Source organism: uncultured Campylobacter sp., assembly GCF_937890585.1.
Classification (GTDB): Bacteria; Campylobacterota; Campylobacteria; order Campylobacterales; family Campylobacteraceae; genus Campylobacter_A.
This window is the reverse complement of sequence record NZ_CALACG010000389.1, coordinates 1-2,455: the sequence shown is the minus strand read 5'-3', so window position 1 is coordinate 2,455 and position 2,455 is coordinate 1. Positions and strand designations below refer to the sequence as shown.

3 protein-coding genes are annotated in these 2,455 nt (G+C 38.9%); 1 reads left to right on the top strand and 2 read right to left on the bottom strand.

Annotation, left to right across the window (positions count from 1 at the left end; all coding sequences use genetic code 11):
• Positions 1-211 precede the first annotated feature (211 nt).
• Together Q0296_RS11430 and Q0296_RS11425 are read right to left on the bottom strand one after the other, a co-directional pair.
• Positions 212-772, bottom strand: a complete 561-nt coding sequence (locus Q0296_RS11430; protein WP_298040701.1) for a YcxB family protein — start codon at positions 770-772, stop codon at positions 212-214.
• Between the two features lie 20 nt (positions 773-792).
• Positions 793-1,635 (bottom strand): DUF3737 family protein, encoded by an 843-nt coding sequence (locus tag Q0296_RS11425; RefSeq protein WP_298040700.1) that lies wholly within the window; start codon positions 1,633-1,635, stop codon positions 793-795.
• A gap of 113 nt (positions 1,636-1,748) precedes the next feature.
• On the opposite strand from Q0296_RS11425, the gene dcd reads away from it, so the two are divergent.
• A complete protein-coding gene (gene dcd / locus Q0296_RS11420) occupies positions 1,749-2,309 on the top strand; it encodes a dCTP deaminase (protein WP_103631099.1) in 561 nt (186 codons plus the stop codon).
• Positions 2,310-2,455 lie beyond the last annotated feature (146 nt).

Below are 2,455 nucleotides of genomic sequence, written 5' to 3'. Positions count from 1 at the left end.
ACTTTTAACAATAAAGCTTATTAAATTTTACTAAATTTATAAGATTTTTTATTCACGAGTCATTTTGATTTCAAAAATTTGAGTTGTGTAGCAAATGTTTTTTCAAAAACAAATCAAATTTCATCCGTGATTATCTCTATATTTTTATAGATTTTACTCTGAACATAGCCAGCAAATTTAATCCATAATGCCTAAAAATTTGTTACAAAATTTAGCCTATCCTTTCTTTTAGAAATTCCAAAATTTCTTGTGCTTTTTCATTTAACGACTCTTTTGGGATATATAAGAATGAGCCTTCCTTTAAGATCAAAGCTATAAAATCACCCGTTTCACAAGTGCCAAGAAACGCACTAAACGAAAAATGAACCGTGCTATTTTTTGTGATAAACAAGACCTCATCATCATATATAACGATCTCCTGCTCGCGCTCAACATCGATGTTTGAGTAAATGGCTCTAGTAAATAAAACCGGCTTAATAATAGCCGCGTAAATATAAAGCAAGATCACGCCAACGCACAAAATGATGGCTAAATTTCTTGCCAAAGTAGAGACATCGTCCATATCAGAATATACTATTAACTCGTGCCCAGTAATGTCAAAAAGCGTGATCATAGCTACTCCACATAGCACAGCAAATGGCAGCTCGATCGCCCTCATTAAAAATACAATTTTATTCTTTTTATAGACGGTGCGCGAGACTTCGCGTAGTAGCTTTTTAAATTTAGCATCGTTTTTTATACTAAATTTCGCTCTAAATTTTTCATTTTGCATGTTATTTCTTTAAATTTTGCCTAAATTTCATCCGTGATGATCTCTATCTTGCTCGTATCAACCAAGCTACCGTCTATGATGATCTCCTCTATCTTGCCGGCTCTTATGACGCCGCTTTTTGGGTTTTTCACACTTTTTATGCTACTTTTTGTGCTAACATCGAGGCTTGAATACTCAAAAGCAAGGCTAGTATCCATAAAAATGCAATCTTTTACGACCAAATTTTCCACATAGCAAAGCGCTTGCAAGCTCTTTACCTTGCAGTTTACGAGCGTCACATTTTTCGCGTTCCAGGCTAGGTATTCGCCTGAGATGAAGCAGTTTTGTGCGAGCACGTTTTCGCAGTTCCAAAAGGCATCTTTTGATATGAGCTTTGAGTTTGTGATGCGAAGGTTTTCGCAGCCATCAAAGCAGTAGTTGCCATCTAAATTTAGCCCATCAACCTCTAAATTTTCACTATTTGCCGCGAAATAATCGCCTCTTGCAAAGACGTTTTTAAACTTTACGTCCAAACATCCCCAAAGTGTCTCGCTAGCGTCAGAGAAATTTACATTTTCTAGTAAAATTTGCGAGCTTTTTCTAAAGCTTTTTGGAGCATTTATGAGCACGTCTTTGAAGCTTAAATTTTTGCTGTACCACATGCCAGCCCTTGCTAGAGGCTCGAGATAGCCGCCATTTAGCGTGATGTCGCTTGCATACCAGAGCGGATACTTGTAGGCAAAAACGCACTCATTTAGCTCTAAATTTGAGCTGTGTTTTAGTGGCGACTCGCCATTTTCAAAGATGCAGTTTGTAAAATTTAGTCCCTTTGCCCCAAACATCGCGCGTTCTCCTGTGAAAGTTTCGGCGTTTCTCTCTTGCATTTTTGTCCTTTATGAAATTTCGCTCTCAAAATTATACTAGTTTTACTGCAAAGTGCCATTAAATTTACTTTAAAGACGCAAAGCGTTATAATCGCCCAAAAAAAGGAGCAAAAATGGGTTTAAAAGCAGACTCTTGGATAAGGAAAATGTCGGTTGAAAAGAACATGATCGTGCCATTTGCCGAGGAGCAAGTGGGGCGCGGTGTCGTTAGCTACGGCGTTTCTAGCTACGGCTATGATATCCGTGTGGGCGATGAGTTTAAAATTTTCACAAACATCGGCGGAACCGTCGTTGATCCAAAGAATTTTGATGAGAAAAATGTGGTTGATTTTAAGGGCGATGTCTGCATCGTGCCGCCAAATTCTTTTGCCTTAGCACGCACGGTCGAGTACTTTAACATGCCTGATAACGTGCTAGCGATATGCCTTGGCAAGAGCACATACGCAAGGTGCGGCATCATCGTAAATGTCACACCTTTTGAGCCGGGATTTAAGGGGCATATCACGATAGAGATCTCAAACACGACGCCACTTCCTGCGAAGATCTACGCAAATGAGGGGATCGCGCAGGTGCTATTTATCGAAGGTGATGAGCCTTGCGAGGTAACGTATGCTGATAAAAACGGCAAATACCAAGCCCAAGAAGGCATCACGCTGCCTAGAATTTTAAAATAATTTTCATGCCTTTGCGACCTTGCAAAGGCTAAATTTATCGCCCACTTTTTATAAAAACCCTAAACAATAACGAAATTTTGACGAAATAGAAGCTAGAAAGAGCGAAGCTTTGATAAATAAATTTTAAATTTGGCACAGCTTTTGCT

Excerpts from the sequence above, each read along its gene's own strand:
- Q0296_RS11430 (WP_298040701.1), bottom strand. The coding sequence starts at position 772 with ATGCAAAATGAAAAATTTAGAGCGAAATTTAGTATAAAAAACGATGCT.
- Q0296_RS11425 (WP_298040700.1), bottom strand. The coding sequence starts at position 1,635 with ATGCAAGAGAGAAACGCCGAAACTTTCACAGGAGAACGCGCGATGTTT.
- dcd (WP_103631099.1), top strand. The coding sequence starts at position 1,749 with ATGGGTTTAAAAGCAGACTCTTGGATAAGGAAAATGTCGGTTGAAAAG.